Raw genomic sequence first — 18,209 nt, forward strand, 5'->3', positions numbered from 1 at the left:
GCACGTGAAGACGGCTGACGGTTCAAGAGAGGAGCAGGGTGAGTTTCGACTTGGCCTTCTGGCGGCAGGATTCGCCGCCTGACCAGCAGGAAGCGGCCCAGGTCTACGACAAACTGGCCGACGGGCTCGAGGGCGTCGTTGAGGAGAGTCCCGCGATCGAAGCCTTCTATCAGGCCGTGATCTCCACGTTCCCGGATTTGGCCGAGGACAATATGCACGAGTCTCCATGGTCCTCCCCCATGTACGTGACCCAAGAGTGTGTTGTCGTCGCCATCTCCTGGTCTCACGCGGCTGAAGTTTCGCCCATCTTGCTCGACCTTGCTGCCGAGCACGGGCTGACCGCGTATGACCCACAAGATCAGGTGGTTCACGGGGCCAGGTGAGAGGGAGCGCGCGCTTTTGTCAGGACGCGCCCTCCTGTGTGCAGCTGTGCGCGACCGAGACGACGTACAGGATGCGGTCGTGGGCGTCCTCGTCGGGCGGGTTGCGCAGTGAGGTGCCCACCAGTCCGTGTGCGGCCAGCACGCGCAGCCCCGCTGCCTCCGCCGTCCGGCGGAGCGTGCGGTCGGAGTGGTGGTGCTGTACGTGTCGCATCGACAGCCGGTTCCAGGTCGTGCCGTCGCGTTCGAAGAGGTCGAACTGGGTGACCACCGCCGCGTCCGGCTCGATCGGTGCGGAGAGCGCGAACCAGGTGACGTACCGGTCCCCGCGGTCGGCCACCATCGGGGCGGCGAAAGTGCGCCGGTAGTAACCGATGGTGTTGAGGTCGAACAGGAGCAGTCCGCCGTCGGCGAGCTGGCCGCGCGCGGCAGCCAGTGCCCGGTGCAGGTCGTCAGTGCTGGTCAGGTACGTCATCGGGACGTCCACGCAGGCCACGACGTCGAAGCCGGTGAGGCCGGGCGGGGGTTGCTGCAGGCTGCCGACCAGGAACCGTGTCCCGTTCGCGCCGGGCCGGTGCCGCGCCTGCTCCACCATGGCCGGGGACAGGTCGTAGCCGGTCACGTCGAAGCCGCGCTCGCGGAAGGCGAGGCTGCTGCGGCCGGTGCCGCAGCCGGCGTCCAGGAGGCGGCGCCCGCCGGAGCCGTAGCGCTCCGCGGCCTCCACGAAGCGGTCCACCAGGGCCGCGGTGTCCATGCGGGCGTTGAGCTCGTCGTACCGGTGGGCGACGCCCTCGTACGCCGCCAGCGTCTCGTCCACGAGCGCCTCCCCACGGTCGCGTCGGAGGCCGCGCCGGGCGGGCGAGCGCCCGGCGCGGCCGGCGAACAGGACTTACCAGATGAACCACGCCTGCCGGTTGATCCGGCGGCCGGTGACGCGACGCAGCAGCTTCTTCACAGAGTTCACCTCCTTCCGACGAGCGTGCGCTGGTGGTCAGATTCGGTACGGGGTCCGTCGCAGCTCGAAGCCGGGAGGGGTGATGATGCCGGCGACGTGGGGACGGCCCAGGCCGCCACGTACCTGGAGCCGGGCGCCGGCGGTGAGGGCGGCGAGCAGGCCGGCGGCCAGCGAGTGGGCCACGGCGGCTCCGGCGCAGGTGAACGCGCCGCCGCCGAAGGGCAGGTACGGGCCCCGGGGTTCGTGGCCGTCCCAGCGGCCGGGCCGGTAGCGGGCCGCGTCCGGCCAGTGCCGTTCGTCCCGGTGCAGCAGGTACGGGCAGACGGACACGCTCTCCCCCGGCTCCAGCGGCACGCCGCCGATCTCGTGGGCGCGCAGCACGGGACGGCCCAGCAGCCACGCCACCGGCCACAGCCGCAGCGACTCCCGTACGGCCGACTCCGGCGACACGGCCGCCAGGTCGACGCCGTGGGCGGCGGACTCCAGCAGCGCCCAGGCGACCACGTGCGCCACGGGCGCGACCGAGGTCCGGAACAGCAGCAGGTACACCTGGGCGATCTGGCCGGGCGGCGTGCCGGGCGGCGCGGCCCCCAGTACGGCGTCCAGCAGATCACCCGGCGGGCCAGGGGTGGCGCGGCGGGCGGTGGCCTCGGCGGCCAGGGCTCGCACGACGCGCGTCCATAACGCCGCCCGCTGGAGCCGGGACAGTCGCCCGGCCGGGCGGATCAGCACGTCGCGGCGTACCACCAGCGCCATGAGGCGACGCAGGTCGGGCGGGCTGTCCGGGCGCAGCAGCGCCTCGGACAGGACGCGGCGCACGGCGGCGTGGCCGGCGGCGGGCCAGACGCTGGTCTCACCCAGCTCGGCCACCACGGCGGTCAGCCGCTCGGGGTGTGCGGCGAGGTGGGCGCGGAGGGTGGCGCGGGCGGCTCGGCCGATCGCGACCTGCGCGGCGCGCGGTTCCAGCCGTCCGCCGCGTACGTGGAAGAAGTCGGATATCTCGTCGTAGTTGCCGTCCTGGTCGTGGAGGACCCGCAGGGCCTCCGCCGGGTCGGCCACGCACAGCGACCCGTCGTCAGGCAGCCGGAACACCGGCCCGTGGGCGGCGAAGGCGTGCTCGACGTACCCCAGAGGGTCGCGGCGGTACCAGCCCGCCGGTGGACGCCCGTTTCCGGGCGCGGACCGGCCTTGCGTGTTCCCGATCGCCGTCATTCGACCTGCCCTGTGCCATCCGTGCCCACCATGAGCAGAGCTGCGTCGGCCTGTCACGTACGTACGTGGATCAGTGGATCAGTGGATCAGTGGCGAGGACGACGTCTAACCAGGAGTGGCCGCAGCTTATAGCGGCGGCCCGGTTCTCCTGGTCAGCGAGGTGCGGACGGGACGGGTGGGGCGAATTTTCACATGATTGTTTACAGGTTGTCAGAACAGCGCCGATCAGTTCCTGCGCAGTGTCTGGGACATCCACCGGCCGGGGTGGTGCGGGTCCTCCGCCCGCACCAGCAGGCTGTCGCCGTCCTCGCTGAGCGTGAAGGTGGCCGCGCCCCACTCGAACGCGCAATCCTGCCCGCCCGAGCCGTAGATCCAGCGGATCTCGCCCTCGTAGACCGGCGGCCGCCCGGACAGGTGCACCTCCGGGCCGCCGGCGGGGTAGGTGCAGCCGCTGTTCGGCTCCACCCAGTCGGGCCCGGACCGGGTGCCCTCCCAGGTGCCACCGCCCACGTCACGGAAGTTCAGGTATCCGCCCCAGCCGCCGGACAGGTCGGGGGGCGGCTTCGGCGTGACGGTCAGCTCCCTCGTCGCGAAGCGGTCGGCGGCGCGGCCCGTGACGGTCAGGCGGTACACGCCCGTGTCGGCGGGCGCCGTGCCGCGCAGCGTCACCGTGCCGCTGCCGCCGGCGGCGGCCGTGGCGACGGTGGTGTCGCCGAGCGTGAGCCGTACGGTCTCGCCCGCGTCGAAGCCGGCCGCGACCACCTCCAGCGCCGTCCCGGCCACCACGGACGACGGCGCGCGGTCGAACCGGATCCGGGGCGCGGGCCGCTCGCGCACGGTGAGCGTGGCGGTGCCGCGCCTGCCGGGGTCCCTCCCCTGGGCCGTGAGCGTGTACCGCCCGGCCGCGAGGTCGCCGTGGACGGCGTCGGGCAGCGTCGCGCGGCCTCTGGCGTCGGCGGTCCGGGCGCCGAGGTCGCCGCCGCCACCCGGTCCGGTCCACGAGAACGTGATCCGTTCGCCGGGCTCGAAGCCGCTCGCGCGCGCGTCGGCCGAGCCGCCGCTGACGATGTCGTCGTCCGAGAGGGTCAGCCCGGGAGTCCCCGCCGGCGGGGTGGCGGGGTCGCGGCGCTGGTCCCGCGTGGTGTCCTGCCCGGAGTCCTCGTGGGCGGGGTCGCGGTCCTGGCCGGGCGGGTCGCTGCGGACCGCGCGGATCGGCGGGTCGCCGGCGACCTGGGGTTGCGGCTCGGCCGAGACGGCCGTGGCCGGCGTGTCGGCGACGCTGGGGTTGGCGAGGCGGAGGCCGACGAAGGCGGCCGCCGTCACCGCCACGGCGGTGGCGGCCGCGATGACCGCCGTCTGGGCGCTGAGCAGGGACCCGCCCTTGCCCAGGAACGCGAACAGGCCCGTGGCGCCGAGCCCGCCCAGGTGGAGCCCCAGGAGCATGCCGAGGGCGCGCTTGCGTGCCTTGTCCGCGTCCTCGAAGTAGGCCACGTCCTCGGCCGCGCCGGCGTTCGTCGCGGCCGTCAGCCCGAGGGAGATGACGTGGCCCCATGCGCCCCAGCGCAGGCAGCGGCCGAGCAGGGGAGCCGCGGCCCGCGCCAGGGCGCGCGCCGGGTCGTGCGCCTCCTCGCGCACCGCCGCCCGCAGCACGGCGACGATGACGGCGGCGCTCGCCGCCACTTCGGCGCGGGGGGCCGTCCTGACCCAGGCGGCGAGCCGGGTGGCGTAGCCGGCGGCGTCGTGGCGGGCGTGCGGCGCGGGCGCGCCGTCCGGCAGGCGGTGGCCGGGCCCCGCGGGTTCGGCCAGCCGCAGCCGCCGCAACTCGGCGAGCGCCGCCTCCGCCTCGTCCGGGGAGGGCAGGGCGGCCAGCGCGGCCAGCGCCGGCGTGGCGACCGGCACCCCGGGCAGCGCGGCCAGCGCGCGAAGCGCCGCCGACGCGTCGCCGTCCAGGGACGCGACCAGGGCGCGGGCGGCGGTGTCCGGATCGGCCGCCACGGACAGCACCCCGGAGGCCCGCATCAGGGCGGCCGCCTGCAGGAGCGTGCGCGGATGGCCGTTCGCCGCCCGGCACAGCTCGCGTACGGCGTCGGCCTCCTCCCCCGTCATGGCGCCGTCCGGGCCGGCCGCCTCCTCCGTGACCAGGGCGACCGCGTCGGCCTCTGCCAGGCCGCCGAGCGGCAGGACGTACCCCTCCGCGCCCAGGAGCCGCCGGGTCGAGGCGAGGAGCAGGCCGACGCCGGGGGTGGCGTCGAGCAGCCGCTCCAGCGACTCGGCCGAGCCCTCGTAGTCGTCGATCACGACGAGCGCCCGTACCCTGCCCATGAGCCGGCGCAGCCGTTCGGGCGGCGGCAGGTAGCCGGGGCTGTCGTAGCAGGCCTCGAACAGCTCCTGGACGATGTCCTCGGTCTCCAGCCCGGCGGCCGACAGGCAGACGACGTCCTCGCCGGCGTCGGCCGCGTCGCGCGCGACACGGCTCAGCACCGCCGTCTTGCCGATGCCCGGCGGCCCGTGGACCAGCACGGGCGCGCCGCGCTCGGCGAGCAGGTCGCGGATGCGGGTCAGCTCGCGGTCGCGGCCGACGAGGTCCGCGGCCCCTCGCGGCAGCCAGCGCGGGTCGGGGTGCTCCCGCCGGCGCACCGGCACCGGGCCGCCCTCGCGCGCGGCGATGATCGTACGTTCCTCGGTGTAGTGGACGGTGTTGTGGTCACCGATGAACACGGCTCCGTTGTTGTCGCCGCCGAAGCTCACGTGACCGGTGTCGCGCGCTGCCACTTCTCCTCGCCTTCCACCGGCACGTCAGGGGCGGACGTTGCCGGTGTTGTGGTCACCGATCATCACGTTGCCGTTGTTGTGGCCGCCGAAGCGCACCTGCGCCGCCCCCGTGGCGCCGCCCTGGAGCTCGCGGAGCAGGGCCGCGATCTCGCCCGCGTGTTCCGGCCGGCTCGTCAGCAGCTCGACGATGCGTCCCTGCCAGTGGCCCGCCAGGACGGACGCGGGGATCGTGTCGCCGCGCAGCGCCTGGCTGGAGCGTTCCAGCGCCGCCTCCTCGGCGGGCACCCGCTGCGGATCGCCGCCGCCCAGGACGCGGGCGATCCTGGTGCGCGCGGCCGTCCAGCCGTCGGCGACCATCGCCTGTACGACAGCCTCGGCCACGACCCCGGCGAGGGTCAGCACCTCGATGTCCATGGTTACCCGCTTTCTCCGCGATTTCGTTAATGGCATTTGTCTGCTTTAGGCGACATTTCCGGAAATGGCCCTCGAAAGGCTCGCGACCTCGCCGGAAACCGCGTACGCCACCCTCGCCCATATCTCCTCATGCCAGAATTCAATAACGCCTCCGGCGACGGATGGAGCGGCCGCCAATTACCCGTACAACTCCGTACACCGCCCCCCGCGGAGACCTTGAGGAGACGCTCGATGCAGCAGCATCCGCCGCCCGGCGATCCCCCCGCTCCCGCCCTCATCACCACCCGCGAGGAGTTCGCCGCGGCGCTCAGCCGGCTCCGCGAGCGCGCCGGCATCTCCGTACGCGCACTCGCCGCCGCGACCGGCGGGCAGAGCGGCACCATCGGCGACTGGTTCGCCGGGCGCGGGCTGCCCGCCACCTCCTCGCGCGAGCTGCTGGTCAAGGTGCTGCGCGGGTGCGCGGTCACCGACGAGGCCGCCCTGGAGCAGTGGCTGGCGGCCTGGCTGCGGGTACGCCGCCGGCCCGGCCCCCGTCCCGCCGGCCCGGAGCCTTACCGAGGGCTGGCCGGCTTCGCGCGCGAGCACGCCGACTGGTTCTTCGGCCGCGAAGAGGTCACCGCGCGACTGGTCGCCGAGCTGACCCGGACACCGGCGCCCGCCCGGCCCCTGGTCGTGGTCGGCGCCTCCGGATCGGGCAAGTCCTCGCTCCTGCGGGCGGGCGTGGCGGCCGCGCTGACCGCCGCCGGCCGGCGGGTCGAGACGTTCACCCCCGGCCCCCGCCCGCTCGACGCCCTCGCCGCCCGCGACCCCCGTGCCGACGTGCTGATCGTGGACCAGTTCGAGGAGGTCTTCACCCTCTGCGAGGACGCCGGGGAGCAGCGCCGGTTCATCGACGCGGTGTGCGCGGCCGGAGCGGCGGGCCCGGTGGTGCTCGGCCTGCGCGCCGACTTCTACGCCCACGCGATGCGCCACCCCGCGCTGCTGGCCGCCCTCCAGGACGGGCAGGTCACCCTCGGCCCGATGAACGAGCGCGAGTTACGCGACGCCATCGAGAAACCGGCGCTCAAGGCCGGCGTCGACCTGGAGAAGGGCCTGGTCGAGCTGGTGCTGCGCGAGGTCGCGCCGACCGGGCGCGGCGACGGCGAGGCCCACGAGGCCGGCGCGCTCCCGCTGGTGTCCCACGCCCTGTGGTCCGCCTGGCGCAAGAGCCAGGGACGCATCCTGAGCATCGCCGCCTACCGCGAGGCCGGCGGCATCGACGGCGCCGTCGCGGAGACCGCCGACCAGGTCTACCGGTCGCTGACCGGGACGCAGCAGGCGCTGGCGCGGCGGCTGTTCCTCACGCTGGCCCACATCGCGCCCGACACCGCGACCACCCGCCGCCGCCTGCGACTTCCCGAACTGCTCGCCGAGCTGCACTCCGGCCCCGGCTCCGCCGACGTCGAGGACGTGCTCGGCCGGTTCGTCACCGAACGCCTGATCACGGTAGACGCCGACGGCGTGCGCGTCAGCCACGAGGCGCTGCTGTCGGCCTGGCCCGAGCTGAGCTCCTGGCTGGAGGAGGACCGCGCCGGGCTGCCCGTCGGCCGCGACCTCGCCGCCGCCGCCTCCGCCTGGGACAAGGCCGGCCGTACGCAGGACGTCCTCTACCGGGGGACCCGCCTGGCCGTCGCCGCGGCCTGGGCCGACCGGGTGGGCGGCCACAGCGCGCCCGGCCGCCTGGCCCGCGAGTTCCTGGACGCCTCCCTCGCGCTCCAGCGCGCGCAGGCGGACGCCGAACGCCGCGCCGGCCGCCGCCTGCGCGGGCTGGCCGCCGTCCTGGCCGTGCTGCTAGTGCTGAGCGGCACCGCCGTGGTGGTCGCGGTACGCCAGCAACTGCTGGCGGGCCGGCAGCGCGACACGGCCCTGTCGGGCAAGGCCGCCGACGACGCGATCGCCCTGCGGGCCGGCAACCCGGCGCTGGCCGCGCAGCTCGCCCTCGCCGCCCACCGGGTCACGCCGACGGCGGACTCGCGCGGCGCCCTGCTCAGCGCGCTCGCCAATCCGTACGCGACCGTGGCCGGCGGGCACACCGACGCCGTGTACGCCGCGGAGTTCAGCCCCGACGGGCGCCGCCTGGCCAGCGTGAGCCTCGACGGGACCCTGCGCTCCTGGGACGTGGCCGACCGGCTCCGCCCGGCCGCGCTGTCCACGGTGACCGGCGATCCCTCCGGCATCGCCGCGGCGGCGTACAGCCCGGACGGCCGCACCCTCGTCACCGGCGGCAACGACACGACGGCGCGGCTGTGGGACATGACCGCGCCCGGCGGCCCGGCCCAGGTCGCGACGCTGGCCGGGCACACGAAGGGCATCATCGGCGTGGCCTTCACCCCCGACGGCGGGACCGTGGCGACGGCCGGCTACGACCGTACGGCCCGGCTGTGGGACGTCACGGACCCGCGCCGCCCCAGCCCCCTGGCCACGGTGGACGCCGGCCCCGCGCCCCTGTCGTCGGTGACCGTCAGCCCGGACGGCCGGACCATGGTCGTCACCGCCTCCGCCGAACAGGTGTCCCTGTGGGACATCACCGACCCGCGCCGGCCGCGGCGGCTGCCGAGCCTGACCGGGCACACCCGCGACGTGCTGGCCGCCGCGATCAGCCGCGACGGCCGGCTGCTGGCGACGGGCGGCTTCGACGACACCGTACGCCTGTGGGACCTCGGCGATCCCCGGCACGTACGCCACCTGGCCACGCTGACCGGGCACGAGAACGGCGTCGTCGCCGTCGCGTTCTCCCCCGACGGGCGCACGCTGGCCACCGGCGGCTACGACCGCACCGTACGGCTGTGGGACGTGTCGGACCCGCAGGACGCCGGCGACCGCGACCCCGCCGTGCTGGCCGGGCACTCCGGCACCGTCTACACCGTGGCCTTCCACCCCGACGGGGCATCCCTCGTCAGCGGCGGCGGGGACGACGCCCTCCGCGTGTGGGACCTGCGCCGGCCGATCCTGGCCGGCCAGAACGGCGACGTGACGGCGCTCGCCTACCGGCCCGACGGCCGCGTCCTCGCCACCGGCAGCTACCGCAGGACCAGGCTGTGGGCGGTGTCCGGCGCCGGGCCCGCCCGTCCGCTCGCCGTCCTGGACGCCCAGCCGGACGTCGTCATGGCCATCGCCTTCTCCCCCGACGGCCGGCTCATGGCCACCGCGAGCCTCGACTTCACCGCGGCCCTGTGGGACGTACGCGATCCCGCCCGTCCGCGCCTGCTCAAGCGGTGGGACGCCGGCACCGGCAACGTGTTCGCCCTGGCGCTCGCCCCCGACGGCCGCACCCTGGCCCTCGCGGGCGAGAAGTTCGACGTCGGCCTGTGGGACGTGGCCGACCCGGGCCGTCCCCGCCTGCTCGCCCGCGCCGCCGGGCACCGCGACGCCGTCAACGCCCTCGCCTTCGCCCCGGACGGGCGGATGCTCGCCTCCGGCGGCGGGGACCGCATGGTGCGGCTGTGGGACGTGACCGACCCGGCCCGCCCGCGCGCCCTCGCCGCCGTGCGGGCGCACGACAAGGGCGTGCTCGCGCTCGCCTTCCGCGGCGACGGGCGCGTCCTCGCCACCGGCGGCGCCGACCGCGCCGCCCGGCTGTGGCGGATGGACGACCCCTCGCACCCGGCCCCCGTGGCGGCCCTCGGCACGCACACCGGCAACGTGACCGGGGTGGCGTTCCAGGCCGGCGGGCGGGTGCTCGCGACCGCGAGCGACGACGGCACCGCCAGGTTGTGGGACGTGGCCGACCCGGCCCGGCCGGTCGCCTCGGCCGCGCTCACCGGCCACGCGGACAGCGTGAACGCGGTGGCCTTCGCGCCCGGCGGAACCGTCCTGGCCACCGGCGGCGCGGACTCGACCGTACGCCTGTGGGGCACCGACGCGGACCGGGCCGCCCGGGACGTCTGCGCGCTGGCGTTCCCCGCGATCACGCCGGCCGAATGGCGGCACTACCTGCCGGGCCCGGCCTACCGGCCGCCTTGCTGACGTGAACCTGGCGGCCGGGTTTCCCGACTGTACCGGTGAACGACAGGAGGACGGGATGACCGACGAGCTGTTGATCGTGCGTTGCCAGCTCGGCGAGCACGACGCGCTCACCGAGCTGGTGCGCTCCTGGCACGAGCCGGTGCGGACGTACGTGCGCGGGATGCTGGGCGCGGAACGCGCCGACGACGTGACCCAGGAGGTCTGGCTGGCGGTGATCCGCGGGCTGCCGCGGCTGAGGGAGCCGGGGCGGTTCGCGCCCTGGTTGTTCACGATCGCCAGGCGGGCCGTGACCGACCGGCTGCGCCAGGAGTACAGCGTGGCCGAGGCCGGCGCGCAGCAGGAGCCGGTCACCGAGGACGCCGCCGGCGTCGTGGTGGAGCGCGCCGCGCTGATCGCCGCCCTGTCCCGCCTGCCCGTACGGGAGCGGGAGGTCCTGGTGCTGTTCTACCTGGAGGACCTGTCGCTGGAGGACTGCGCCGAGATCTGCGCCGTGCCGGTCGGCACGGTCAAGTCACGGCTCAACCGCGCCCGCCGCCTGCTGCGCGACCACCTGACGGAGAAGGGATCGAAGCGATGAACGACGAGCCGAACCTGTCCGCCGACGAGATGATCGGCCGGCTGTCGCCGGTGCTGTCGCCGTGGCGGCGGCTGCGCGGTGTCGTGGCCCTGGTGAGCGGGCTGGCCGGAGCCGTATGCGCGGGGTCGTTGTGGGCGACCGAGCCGGCCGCGCTGCCGGGCCGTACCCGTCTGGCCTTCGCCGTGTTCACCCTGGTGTGCCTGGCCTGGGCCGGGTACGGCGGCTGGCTGGTCACCCGGCGCACGCCGCTGCTGGCGCTGGACCGGGTGGTCGCGGGGTGGTTCGCCCTGGCCGCGTCGGTCGCCACCACCGTGATCATCGTGGTGGCGGCCGTGCAGCGGGGCGCGGGCCTCGCTCCCGCCCTGGCGACCGGCGCGGTCGTCACCGCCGTGTCCGCCGTCCTCGTCGTACGGGCTCACGTCCGGCGGGCCGCGCTGCTGCGCCGCAAGCGGGAGCTGTCCGGACGGGACGCGCCGTGAGGCCCTCGCGGTTCGCCGGCATGCACTCAGGGGAGTACTCACCTCACTTGACGTGATGATCCCGGAGGCACGATGCGCCCGACCCGACCCGACCTCCCCCTGCTGGCCGTCGCCGTGGGGCTGCTGGTGGCGGTGATGCTGTGGGGCGCGATCTTCACCGAGTCGCTGGCCACGACCGGCAGCGCCGCGCTCGGGTGGGTGCTGGGCAACCTCGGCTGGCTGTTCGTCGTGGCCGCCGACTTCTTCCTGGTGCTGGCCGTCGTGCTCGCGCTCAGCCGGTACGGCAGGATCCGGCTCGGCGCGGACGACGACGTACCGGAGTTCACCAATCTCTCCTGGACCGCGATGATGTTCAGCTCCGGGATGGGCATCGGGCTGATGTTCTACGGCGTCGCCGAACCGCTGACCCACCTGCTCAGCCCGCCGCCCGACCTGGGTCTCGTGGGGGGCTCGCCCCAGGCCGCGCGCACCGCGATGGAGTACTCCCTGTTCCACTGGACCCTGCACCCCTGGGCGATCTACGCGATCACCGGCATGGCCCTGGCCTACTCCACCTTCCGCAAGGGGCGGGGCAACCGGTTCAGCGAGGCGTTCACCCCGCTGTTCGGGGGCCGGCCCAGGCCGGTGGTGGGGCGCATGCTGGATCTGCTGGCCGTCCTGGCCACGGTCTTCGGCACCGCGACCAGCCTGGGGCTGGGGACGCTCCAGGTGAGGTACGGCGTCAACGAGCTGTTCGGGCTCGGCGGGCGGCGGCTGGAGGTGATCGTCATCGTCGTCCTGACGGCCGGGTTCGTCGTCTCGGCGGCCAGCGGGGTGCATCGCGGCGTGCGCGTCCTCAGCACGCTCAACGTCTATCTGGCCGCCCTGCTGGCCCTGTTCATCTTCGTCTTCGGCCCGACCGTGGCGGTGCTCGACCTGATCCCCGCCTCGCTCGGCGGCTACCTGAACGACCTGCTCGCGATGGCGTCGCGGACGGGGGCGTTCGTCGACAAGAACTGGCTCGGCACGTGGACGATCTTCTACTGGGCGTGGTGGATGTCCTGGGCGCCGTTCGTGGGCGCCTTCATCGCCCGGGTCTCCCGGGGCCGGACGATCCGCGAGTTCGTCGTCGGCGTGCTGCTCATCCCCTCCGGCGCCAGCGTGCTCTGGTTCTCGATCAGCGGCGGGAGCGCCGTACGGATGCAGCTGTCGGGCGCGGCCGACTTCACCGGCAAGATCGCGGAAGGGGCGGAGGCGGCGATGTTCGCGCTCCTCGGCCAGCTGCCGCTCGCCACGCTCGCCACCGCTATCACCGCGCTCCTGATCGCGCTCTACTTCGTCACCAGCGCGGACTCGGCCTCCCTGGTGCTCGGCTCGCTCTCCAGCCGGGGCTCGCTCCACCCGCCCCGGCCCCTGGTGGTGATGTGGGGGGTGCTGGTCGGGGCGATCGCGCTGGTGCTGCTGCTGGCAGGCGGGCTGGAGGCGTTGCAGCAGGCCACGATCCTGGTCGCGCTGCCGTTCGTGCTCGTCATGCTCCTGCTCTGCGCGGCGCTGGTGAAGGAGCTGCGTGAGGATCCGGGCGCGGGGCCGCTGCGCCACCCGCACCCGCGCGGGTTGCCGGACGCCCTCCGCCGGGTCAGCGGCGAGGACGACGGGAAGTGAGGCGGCGGCGGGCCGCCGTCACTTCCCGGCCTTGCCGCTGATGGACTCCTGGTAGATGTCCGCGTAGGTGCGCGAGTCCTTGATCAGGTCGTCGGCGAAGGCGGCGACGTCGTCGCCGATGAGCTCCAGGACTCCCTTGCCGTCCGCGACGCCCTCCTCGAAGAAGTCGACGATCCCCGAGAGCAGGGACCCGCCGACCAGATCGACCGGTCCGACCTTGAAGTAGTACCTCTGCATCTCCTTGTAGACGACCTGGTAGTCCGGCGGGAGCGCCTTGACGCGCGCCACGTGCGCCCGCCACTGTTTCTTGCCCTCGATGATGTCCCGGATGCTCACGTCAGCCTCCCAGCCGGCCCAGTTTCCTCGCCACGTTCCTGTTCAACTGCTCGCGCCACCGGTCGCGATAGTTCCGGGCCCCTCTTCCGCCGGCCAGCGCCGCGCAGAAGCCCGCGATGTCGTCACCCAGCACCTCGTGAATGCTCTGCCCGTCGGCCGCCGTCTCTTCGAGCAGCGCCAGAGCACCGTCGAGAATCGGCATCAGGTTGCGGCCGGTGAAGTCCGAGTAGAGGGAGACATGTCCCTTGATCTCTTCCCACGCCGCCCGGTGGTCGGCCGGCAACGCCGCGGCCCGGACTTCGAGCGCCTTCCAGTCCCTGGTGATGTCGTTGCCGGTGATGGTGTCCCAGAAGTTCATCTCCCGCCCTCCTTGAGCTTGTCGAGCCGTGATGTGATGTACTCCCATTTCGCCCAGAAGGTCGCGAGCTCCGCGCGTCCCGCGTCGTTGAGCGCGTAGAACTTGCGCGGCGGGCCCACCCCGGACGGTCGTTTCGTCACCTGGACGAGCCCGTTCTTCTCCAGCCGCAGCAGGATGGTGTAGACGGTCCCTTCGACGACGTCGGCGAAGCCGAGTTCGTTCAGCCGGCGCGTGATGGCGTAGCCGTAGGTCTCCTCGCTGCCGATGATCTCGAGCACGCAGCCTTCGAGCGTGCCTTTCAGCATCTCCGTCAGGCCGTCCATCGCACACCCTCTTCGATCTCCAGGTACTCAGTAGCACCGAGTACCACTATACAGTGCCACAGAGTAGTGTGCCAGCGGCTCGCTAGCTTCGGGAGACGAACTGCGCCGCCGACGGCGCACGCTCGGGATCGGTGATCCACTGCGCGGCGAGCCCCACCAGCAGGGCATAGTAGTGCGACCCGACCGCCTGGACCCGCGCCGGATCGCTCTCCGGCCCGAGCCCCGCGAACGCCCGCGCCAGCGACGCCCGGGCCAGCTCCTGGCCGCCGGCGATCATGGCGCGGATCTCCTCGTCCTGCCGCGCCGACGCGACGGACTCGAAGTTCACGAACCAGAGCGACCGGTTGGCCTGGATCGACTCGATGATCCGGCCCCACAGGGCCTCCTCGCCCCCGGGCTCCGCGAGCACCGCGAACAGCAGCTCGCCCCACTCCGCGTTGAGATCGCGCAGGGCCCGGGTGAGCAACTGCTCCTTGGACCCGAAGTGGTAGTTGATCGACGCCTGGTTCGCCCCCGACGCCGCGACCAGGTCGCGCACGGTCGTGTGCGCGTACCCCTTCGTCAGCAGACAGTCGCGGGCCGCCGTCAGCAGCTTGTCCTTCGCACTCACATCCCCTACCGTATCAAATAAACGTTCGTTTGAAACATTCATTTAAGCTGATCGTTCACATCCTCGGGAGAGAACCGCATGACCCCGTACTCCACCCCGGCCACCCTCGCCCCGCCCGTGCTCCGCATCCGCGCCCTGCGCTGCGAATATCCGGGCGAGGCCGGGCCCGTGCACGCGCTGCGCGGCATCGACCTCGACGTCCCCAGGTCGTCCTTCATCGCGATCATGGGGCCCTCGGGCTCCGGCAAGACCACCCTCCTGCACTGCGCCGCCGGGCTGCAGCGGCCGACCTCGGGCGCCGTCGAGCTCGACGGGCAGGACCTGAGCGGGCTCGACCAGACCCAGCTCGCCCGGCTGCGCCGGCGCCGCGTCGGGTTCGTCTTCCAGTCGTTCAACCTGCTGCCCGCGCTGTCGGCCGTCGACAACGTCGAGCTCCCGCTGCGCCTCGACGCCCGCAGGACCGATCCGGCCCGCACGAACGGGCTGCTCACCCGCGTCGGGCTCGGCAACCGGGGCGGTCACCGTCCCCACCAGCTCTCCGGCGGCCAGAAGCAGCGCGTCGCGGTCGCCCGGGCGCTGATCAGCGAGCCGGACATCGTCTTCGCCGACGAGCCGACCGGCGCCCTCGACATCCGCAGCGCCAGGGAGGTGCTCCGCCTCATGCGCGAGCTGGCGGACCACGGCCAGACGATCATCATGGTCACGCACGACCCGGTCGCCGCCTCCTACTCCGACGTCGTCCTCTTCCTCGCCGACGGGCGGATCGTGGACCACCTCCCGCGTCCGAGCGCCCAGCAGGTCGCCGGTCGGATGGCCGTCCTGGTCGAGTCGGCGGAGCAGGCCGCGAACGAGGCGGCGGTGAACTGATGCTCAAGCTCGCCATCCGCTCCTTCGCGCATCACCGCGCCGGCGCGGTCGCCACCGGTCTCGTGGCGCTCGTCGGCATGATCCTGGTCACGGCCATGACGAGCCTGCTGGGCACGGGGCTGGCCGCCGGCACGGCCGCCGCCGACCGTGCCTTCCTGGTGCAGTTCCCGCTCATCATGGGGGGCTGGGTCATCGCGATCGTCCTGTTCGCGATGGTCTCGACGATCAGCGTGGCGCTCGGCGGGCGGGCCGGGGAGATCGCCGGCCTCCGTCTCATCGGCGCGAGCCCGCACCAGGTCCAGCGCCTGCTCGTCATCGAGACGGCGGCCGTCTCGGCCGTCGCGGCCCTGCCCGGCCTGGCCGGCGGCCACCTCGTCGGCTGGGCCGTCATGCGCGGCATCCGCTCGGCCGGGCTCACCGACCCGGCCTCGGTCTACGCGCCCGGGGTGCTCCTGCCCGTACTCGGCGTGCTCGTCGTGCTGGCCGCGAGCGTGCTCGCCGCCTGGATCGGCAGCCGCGCCCTCGCCCGCCGCAGCCCCGTCGCCGACGCGGCCCCGCCCCCGCGCCGCCGTACGGGACGGCGCCCAGGTGGCCGCCGCCGCCTCGCCGCCGTCAGCACGATCGTCGCCGGTCTCGGCTCCTCGGCCGCGGTGCTCGGCATGGACCCGGCCGACGTCCGTACGACGGCGATGACCGGGCCTGGCTGCGTGCTCGTCGCCGTCGGCCTGTGCGTCCTCGCGCCCGAGCTGGTCGCCGCGGCGAACGCCACGCTCAGAGCCTTCCGCGGGGCGGACGGCGCCGCCTCCTCCCATCTGGCCGCGATCAACCTCTCCGCCGCCCCCGACCGGGTACGCCCGGCCGTCACCTTCCTCACCCTCTTCGTCGGCGTCGCCGCGGGCACGCTCAGCATGCAGGGCATCGAGAATTCGGCCGGCACGACGGACGGCACGGGCCAGGTCCTCGCCTCGATCAACTACTTCGTCGTCGCCCTGATCGCGGCGTTCATGGGCATCGCCCTCACCAACAACCTCGTCGCGTCCATCACCCGGCGGCGTGCCGAGTTCGCGGTCATGTCCCTCATCGGCTCGACCCGCGCCCAGACCCACCGCATGCTGGTCGGGGAGATGGCCGCGGCCACCGCCGTCAGCGTCGCCGCCGGCAGCGGGGGCGCCTTTCTCAGCGTCCTCCCCTTCGCCCTCGTCAAGACGGGCAACCCGCTGGCGGCGGCCGCGCCCCTCCCGTACGCGCTCACGATCCTGATCGGGACGGGCGTCACCCTCGGCGTCTCGTCCCTCGTCGGGAGCCGCGTCATCCGTACGGCGTCACCCTGAAACGCCCGGCAGATGTCCTCCCCGCGCCCTGGGCCGGGACCCGCGGCCGCTGAAGGATGAAGCGCGTCAGCCCTGGAGAAGGACGCGAAGGAGACGCGATGCGAAGGTTCGCACAGATGCTGGCCGCGGCGGCGGGCGGCGCGATGGTCCTCGCCGGACTCGCCGCCCCCGCGCACGCCGAAGTCTGGAACTGCTTCAGCTCGGTGAACACGACGACGAACGTGGCGGGGGCGTTCTGCGCGAGCGGCTTCGGCAGCTACCGGGTGGCCGCTACGTGCAACTCGGCGCACTACCCCTACACGAGGACGGTGGTCGGCCCCTGGGTCACCAAGGCCTCCGGCCAGTCGGGACCTGCCTCCACGGTCTCCGGCGACTCCCAGGGCTGTCACGTCGTCAAGGCCTGGACGCAGTTCCCGTAGGCCGGGCGCGGGGTTCCGGCGGGTGACCGGAACCCCGTCGCCGGGCGGGCGGCGTCGCTCAGCGGGAGAAGACCGCGCTGTGCAGGTCCACCGGGTTGGCGGCGTCGCCGGTGGTCACGCCGTACACGGCGGTGAAGCCGTCGCCGGTCGAGACCAGGCCCGTGTAGTCGCCGAGCAGGCGTCCCACGCTGGTCAGCGGGACCTTGCGCGCGTCGAACGGGCCCTCGAGGTGCTGCTCACGCCACGAGCCGCCCCGCGTGCAGTTGCTCGCGCAGGTCACGGCCCACACGTCGGTGGGCAGGCCGGCGTCGGGCGTGTTGTTGCGGAAGTCGTAGTACGTGACCGCCACGGTGCCCGTCCTGGACACGGCCACAGCCGGTACGGCGGCCGAACCCGTGGGCGTCCTGTCCACCCGCACCGGGCTGGACCACGTCTGCCCGCCGTCCGCCGATCGCGCGTAGGCCACGTGGAAGGTGCCGTCGGCGGCCTGGCTCGGCCAGACGAGGTGGACCGTCCGGGTACCCGGCTGGGCGGCCAGCAGCGGCAGGGCCGCGTTACGGATGGGATCGCCCGAGTTGTCCGGGTCGGGGATGCGGGGGCCGACCGCCATCGGGGCCGGGACGTTCAGGGTCGGCGCCGACCAGGTCCGGCCCCCGTCGGTGGAGCGGATGACCTGGGTGAAGCCCTCGTCGGTGGTCTCGTGGTGCATGCCGATCAGCAGCGTGCCGTCCGGGAGCGCGACCAGCTGGGTGCCGATGACGCCGCTGTTGGCCGGCACGTCGAACACCTTGCTCGTGGTCCACGTACGCCCGTCGTCGGTCGACTTGGCCAGGTAGACCGGCTGGACCCAGTTCGGCGCCGTGTCGGTCGACTGGTCGTCGATGCGGTCCCACACCGCGTACACGACGCCGGGCCGGTAGGGGTCGGCGGTCACTGACGGGCGGTCGTTGAAGAAGCGCACGTTGTCGTCGCGCTGCAGCGTGACCGGCGCGCCCCAGGTGCGGCCGCCGTCGGCGGACCGGGACACCAGGATGGCCGTCACGTCGCCGGCGCGTGACATCGACAACGACGCGGCGATCGCCGCGCCGGACGGGGTGACCGTGACCCAGTGGTCCGTCGTGACGTCGTAGTCGCCGCCGTTGGCGGGCGTGCCGCCGTTGCAGCGGGAGAAGGCGGGCAGGTTCGTGGAGGTCTTCCAGGTCAGGCCGCGGTCCTCCGACACCGCGGCGAGCGCGCCGTTGCTGCCGTAGCGGTTCCAGCGGTCCTGCTGGAACACCGTGACCAGGCGCTGCGGTCGCTTCGGGTCCACCGCGAGCGACGGCAGGACCTCGGTGTTCGGGTTGAGGACGTAGCCGTCGGCCGGGGGCCCGCCGCAGTCGGCGGGCAGCGGGCTGACGCCGGAAACCGGCCGCACGACGGCCGCCTGGCTGCTCGCGTCATCGGCGGCGGCGGGCTGCGCGATGACGGTGGTGAGGAGGACGGCCGTTGCGGTCAACCATGCCTTGGGGCGTCGGATCACGTGCTTGTTCC

17 protein-coding genes are annotated in these 18,209 nt (G+C 73.8%); 8 read left to right on the forward strand and 9 right to left on the reverse strand.

Annotation, left to right across the window (positions count from 1 at the left end):
- Window positions 1-38 precede the first annotated feature (38 nt).
- On the forward strand, window positions 39-383 hold the full coding sequence (locus tag ABD292_RS13500; RefSeq protein WP_344207502.1) for a hypothetical protein: 345 nt from the start codon (window positions 39-41) through the stop codon (window positions 381-383).
- Window positions 384-402: 19 nt separating this feature from the next.
- Here ABD292_RS13500 and ABD292_RS13505 read toward each other — a convergent pair whose 3' ends face one another.
- The 4 genes from ABD292_RS13505 to ABD292_RS13520 form a co-directional block, all read right to left on the reverse strand.
- Window positions 403-1,197 carry a class I SAM-dependent methyltransferase gene (locus ABD292_RS13505; protein ID WP_344207503.1) on the reverse strand — a complete coding sequence of 265 codons (795 nt, stop codon included), beginning with the start codon at window positions 1,195-1,197 and terminating at the stop codon, window positions 403-405.
- Window positions 1,198-1,371: 174 nt separating this feature from the next.
- Window positions 1,372-2,547, reverse strand: coding sequence for a cytochrome P450 (locus ABD292_RS13510; RefSeq protein WP_344207504.1), 1,176 nt, complete (start codon window positions 2,545-2,547; stop codon window positions 1,372-1,374).
- Window positions 2,548-2,772: 225 nt separating this feature from the next.
- Entirely contained in the window at window positions 2,773-5,319 is a 2,547-nt protein-coding gene (locus ABD292_RS13515; protein WP_344207505.1) for an AAA family ATPase, read from the reverse strand.
- Window positions 5,320-5,343: 24 nt separating this feature from the next.
- Window positions 5,344-5,733 carry a hypothetical protein gene (locus ABD292_RS13520; protein ID WP_344207506.1) on the reverse strand — a complete coding sequence of 130 codons (390 nt, stop codon included), beginning with the start codon at window positions 5,731-5,733 and terminating at the stop codon, window positions 5,344-5,346.
- A 231-nt stretch (window positions 5,734-5,964) separates the two neighbouring features.
- Between ABD292_RS13520 and ABD292_RS13525 the strand changes: the two genes are divergently transcribed.
- The 4 genes from ABD292_RS13525 to ABD292_RS13540 all read left to right on the forward strand — a co-directional run bounded on the left by ABD292_RS13525 (window position 5,965) and on the right by ABD292_RS13540 (window position 12,435).
- Window positions 5,965-9,738 (forward strand): nSTAND1 domain-containing NTPase, encoded by a 3,774-nt coding sequence (locus ABD292_RS13525; RefSeq protein ID WP_344207507.1) that lies wholly within the window; start codon window positions 5,965-5,967, stop codon window positions 9,736-9,738.
- A gap of 55 nt (window positions 9,739-9,793) precedes the next feature.
- Complete coding sequence (locus ABD292_RS13530; protein WP_344207508.1) at window positions 9,794-10,315, forward strand: RNA polymerase sigma factor; 522 nt, start codon at window positions 9,794-9,796, stop codon at window positions 10,313-10,315.
- Window positions 10,312-10,794: a hypothetical protein gene (locus ABD292_RS13535; protein ID WP_344207509.1), complete on the forward strand. Its 483-nt coding sequence runs from the start codon at window positions 10,312-10,314 to the stop codon at window positions 10,792-10,794. The genes ABD292_RS13530 and ABD292_RS13535 overlap by 4 nt, the downstream gene beginning before the upstream one ends.
- A gap of 72 nt (window positions 10,795-10,866) precedes the next feature.
- Window positions 10,867-12,435, forward strand: a complete 1,569-nt coding sequence (locus ABD292_RS13540; protein WP_344207510.1) for a BCCT family transporter — start codon at window positions 10,867-10,869, stop codon at window positions 12,433-12,435.
- Between the two features lie 18 nt (window positions 12,436-12,453).
- On the opposite strand, the gene ABD292_RS13545 is transcribed toward ABD292_RS13540, so the two are convergent.
- The 4 genes from ABD292_RS13545 to ABD292_RS13560 all read right to left on the reverse strand — a co-directional run bounded on the left by ABD292_RS13545 (window position 12,454) and on the right by ABD292_RS13560 (window position 14,062).
- A complete protein-coding gene (locus ABD292_RS13545; protein ID WP_344207511.1) occupies window positions 12,454-12,771 on the reverse strand; it encodes a DUF1048 domain-containing protein in 318 nt (105 codons plus the stop codon).
- Window position 12,772: 1 nt separating this feature from the next.
- Window positions 12,773-13,129, reverse strand: coding sequence for a DUF1048 domain-containing protein (locus tag ABD292_RS13550; protein WP_344207512.1), 357 nt, complete (start codon window positions 13,127-13,129; stop codon window positions 12,773-12,775).
- Entirely contained in the window at window positions 13,126-13,452 is a 327-nt protein-coding gene (locus ABD292_RS13555; protein ID WP_329593557.1) for a PadR family transcriptional regulator, read from the reverse strand. The genes ABD292_RS13550 and ABD292_RS13555 overlap by 4 nt, the downstream gene beginning before the upstream one ends.
- 82 nt (window positions 13,453-13,534) lie before the next feature.
- On the reverse strand, window positions 13,535-14,062 hold the full coding sequence (locus ABD292_RS13560) for a TetR/AcrR family transcriptional regulator (RefSeq protein ID WP_344207513.1): 528 nt from the start codon (window positions 14,060-14,062) through the stop codon (window positions 13,535-13,537).
- A gap of 78 nt (window positions 14,063-14,140) precedes the next feature.
- On the opposite strand from ABD292_RS13560, the gene ABD292_RS13565 reads away from it, so the two are divergent.
- The 3 genes from ABD292_RS13565 (at window position 14,141) to ABD292_RS13575 (ending at window position 16,679) form a co-directional block, all read left to right on the forward strand.
- Complete coding sequence (locus ABD292_RS13565; RefSeq protein ID WP_344207514.1) at window positions 14,141-14,929, forward strand: ABC transporter ATP-binding protein; 789 nt, start codon at window positions 14,141-14,143, stop codon at window positions 14,927-14,929.
- Window positions 14,929-16,260, forward strand: coding sequence for an FtsX-like permease family protein (locus tag ABD292_RS13570; RefSeq protein ID WP_344207515.1), 1,332 nt, complete (start codon window positions 14,929-14,931; stop codon window positions 16,258-16,260). Before ABD292_RS13565 ends, ABD292_RS13570 begins: the two co-directional genes overlap by 1 nt.
- A 98-nt stretch (window positions 16,261-16,358) precedes the next feature.
- Window positions 16,359-16,679 (forward strand): hypothetical protein, encoded by a 321-nt coding sequence (locus tag ABD292_RS13575; protein ID WP_344207516.1) that lies wholly within the window; start codon window positions 16,359-16,361, stop codon window positions 16,677-16,679.
- Window positions 16,680-16,737: 58 nt separating this feature from the next.
- Here the strand turns inward: ABD292_RS13575 and ABD292_RS13580 are convergent, their stop codons facing one another.
- Window positions 16,738-18,198, reverse strand: a complete 1,461-nt coding sequence (locus ABD292_RS13580) for a sialidase family protein (protein ID WP_344207517.1) — start codon at window positions 18,196-18,198, stop codon at window positions 16,738-16,740.
- Window positions 18,199-18,209: the final 11 nt, after the last annotated feature.

Source organism: Nonomuraea bangladeshensis (genome assembly GCF_039529455.1).
GTDB lineage: Bacteria > Actinomycetota > Actinomycetes > Streptosporangiales > Streptosporangiaceae > Nonomuraea > Nonomuraea bangladeshensis.